General features: G+C 74.8%; 2 protein-coding genes and 1 pseudogene. 2 read left to right on the top strand and 1 reads right to left on the bottom strand.

The annotated features are described in order from the left end of the window. Window positions 1–19: 19 nt before the first annotated feature. Window positions 20–100 carry a hypothetical protein gene (locus AB0K34_RS46425; RefSeq protein WP_364554926.1) on the top strand — a complete coding sequence of 27 codons (81 nt, stop codon included), beginning with the start codon at window positions 20–22 and terminating at the stop codon, window positions 98–100. Here AB0K34_RS46425 and AB0K34_RS46420 read toward each other — a convergent pair. Further along, window positions 97–672, bottom strand: a pseudogene (locus AB0K34_RS46420) (glycosyltransferase); the annotation flags it as partial. The gene AB0K34_RS46425 and the pseudogene AB0K34_RS46420 overlap by 4 nt on opposite strands. Window positions 673–906: 234 nt before the next feature. On the opposite strand from AB0K34_RS46420, the gene AB0K34_RS46415 reads away from it, so the two are divergent. After that, window positions 907–2544: a carbamoyltransferase C-terminal domain-containing protein gene (locus AB0K34_RS46415; RefSeq protein ID WP_364554924.1), complete on the top strand. Its 1638-nt coding sequence runs from the start codon at window positions 907–909 to the stop codon at window positions 2542–2544. Window positions 2545–2718 lie beyond the last annotated feature (174 nt).

Below are 2718 nucleotides of genomic sequence, written 5' to 3'. Positions count from 1 at the left end.
CCGCAACCCGCGCACCGGGCTGCCGGTCGAGGTCCCCGCCGCGCAGGTGCCGCGGTTCCGGTCCGGGCAGACGTTCCGCACCCGGGTCGCCGGGGCGTAGCACAGCTGCCAGCCGAGGGCCATGAGGTCGGCGCTGAGCAGCTCCTCCTCGCCGCCGAGCCACAGCCGCGCGGAGAACCCGCCGGCCTCCCGGAACGCCTCGGTCCGCAGCATCGAGGCGCCGGCCAGGAACGAGCCGAGGGCGGGTCCGGGCAGCCACGCCGGTCCGGGGACGGGCGAGTGCCGCAGCTCGGGCACGATCGGGTCCTCGCGCCCGCCCGGCTCCACCAGGATCCGCCCGGTCACGACCGCGAGGCGCGGGTGCGCGTCGAGCAGGTCGGCGGCGCGGGACGGCGCGTCCGGGTCCCACCAGGTGTCGTCGTCGGCGAACGCGATGTAGGGGGTGCGGACGTGGTCGGCCGCGAGGTTGCGGCCGACGGCGCCGAGATTGCGCGGTGCCCGCAGGAGCGCGACCCGGGGGAACTCCGCCGCGACGGCGTCGGCCGTCCCGTCCCGGGAGTCGTTGTCCACCACGATGACCGGCGCGTCCTCGGTGATCCTCCGCGTGCGCGCGAGCATGGCGAGCAGCGACTGCCGCCGGTCCCGGGTGATGACGACGACGGTGAATCGCATGAACCGCCCAGTACCCGGTCTCTCCCCCTCTATGTGCACGGAATAGGTGCCTAGCTGGCACTTCGGCCAGCAGCGACTTTCCTGACTTCAGCGTTTAGGTCCACTGTTATCGGCTATGTCGAATCACCTATAGGGGATTCGCTCTCCGGCGATGCGGCCAGAGACCGCCCAGAGCCGATGTCTATGACGACGTCATCGGCACCTCACCGAATGATGCGCCGAAACGGGGCTCATATGCGCGTGCTCGGAATCAACGCGATCTTCCACGACCCGGCCGCCGCACTGGTGGCGGACGGCAGGATCGTCGCGGCGGCGGAGGAGGAGCGCTTCAGCCGCCGCAAGCACGGGAAGCGGCCCGTGCCGTTCTCCGGCTGGGAGCTGCCGGAGCAGGCCGCCCGCTGGTGCCTGGCGGAGGCCGGGCTGGAACCCGGCGACCTCGACGCCGTCGCCTACTCCTACGACCCGTCCCTGGTCGAACCCGGCCTCGGCGGGCACGACGAGCAGTGGGAGCGGCTGCGCACCCTGTACGCGCGGCGCGCCCCGAACTTCCTCGCGACGGCGCTGCCCGGGCTCGACCCCGGCATCGTCCGGTTCGTCCCCCACCACGTCGCGCACGCCGCGTCCGCCGCGCTCGCCGCGCCGGCGCCCGGCGACGGCGACGTGCTGGTCCTGGACGGCCGGGGCGAGTCGCACTCGCACCTGGCCGGCACGTACCGGGACGGCGTCCTGACGCCGCTGCACGCGCAGCGGCTCCCCCACTCGCTCGGCCTGATGTACGAGGACCTCACCGAGCACCTCGGCTTCCTGCGCTCCAGCGACGAGTACAAGGTCATGGCGCTGGCGTCCTACGGCGAGCCGCGCTTCCTGGACGAGCTGCGCGAGCACGTCCAGGCGACCGGCGACGGCGGCTTCGAGGTCGCCGCGATCGACTGGGGCTCGCTCGCCAAGGCGCGCACGGCCGGCGGCGAGTGGACCCGCGACCACGCCGACCTCGCCGCGAGCGTCCAGGCCCGCCTCGAGGAGGTGCTGCTCGACCTCGCGGCGTGGCTGCACGGCGAGACCGGCTCCCGGCGGCTGATGCTCGCCGGCGGCGTCGCGCTCAACTGCGTCGCCAACTCCCGCCTCGCCGGCGCCGGTCCCTACGACGACCTCTGGGTGCAGCCCGCGGCGGGCGACGCCGGCACGGCGCTCGGTGCGGCGCTGCACGTGGCGCAGTGCGCCGGCGACCCGCTCACCGGCATGCCGGGCGCCGACCTCGGCAGGCAGTGGACCGACCGGGAGATCGCCGCGCGCCTCGACACCGCGAAGATCGCCTACGAGCGGCCCGCCGACCTCGCCGCCACGGTCGCCGAGGCCCTCGCCCGCAACGAGATCGTGGCCTGGTTCCAGGGCCGCTCGGAGTTCGGGCCGCGCGCGCTCGGGCACCGGTCGCTGCTCGCCCACCCCGGCCACGCCGGGAACGTGGAGCGGCTCAACGACGTGAAGGGCCGCGAGCAGTTCCGGCCGATCGCGCCGATGGTCGCGCTGGAGGACGCCCCCGAGGTCTTCCAGGGGCCGCTCCCGAGCCCGTACATGCTGTTCGTCCACGGCGTCCGGCCGGAATGGCGGGAGCGGATCCCCGCGGTCGTGCACGTGGACGGCACCGCCCGCGTCCAGACGGTCTCGGCCGACGCCGAGCCGCTCGTGGCGCGCCTCCTCGCGGAGTTCCGCCGCCGGACCGGGCTGCCCGTGCTCGTCAACACCAGCCTGAACACCGCCGGGCGCCCGATGGTCGACGACCCGCGCGACGCGTTGGAGTGCTTCGGCTCCGCGCCGGTCGACCTGCTCGCCATCGGGCCGTTCACGGTGCGCCGCCGGGAGGTGCGCGGTTGATGGACTACACCGTCGTCGTCCCCACCATCGGACGGGAGAGCCTGCGCGGCACGCTGCGGGCGCTGCTCGCCGCGCTGGACGGCGGCCCGGAGCGGGGCCCGCACGAGATCATCGTCGTGGACGACCGGCCCGCGCCCGGCGCGCCGCTGCCGCTGCCCGCCGAGCCCGGCCCGC

The sequence above is a fragment of the Actinomadura sp. NPDC049382 genome, from assembly GCF_040677125.1.
In the GTDB taxonomy this organism is placed as follows: Bacteria; Actinomycetota; Actinomycetes; order Streptosporangiales; family Streptosporangiaceae; genus Spirillospora; species Spirillospora geliboluensis.
Note: the sequence above shows the minus strand (reverse complement) of the source record. Positions and strands in the feature narration are given on the sequence as shown.

Excerpts from the sequence above, each read along its gene's own strand:
- AB0K34_RS46415 (WP_364554924.1), top strand. The coding sequence starts at position 907 with ATGCGCGTGCTCGGAATCAACGCGATCTTCCACGACCCGGCCGCCGCA.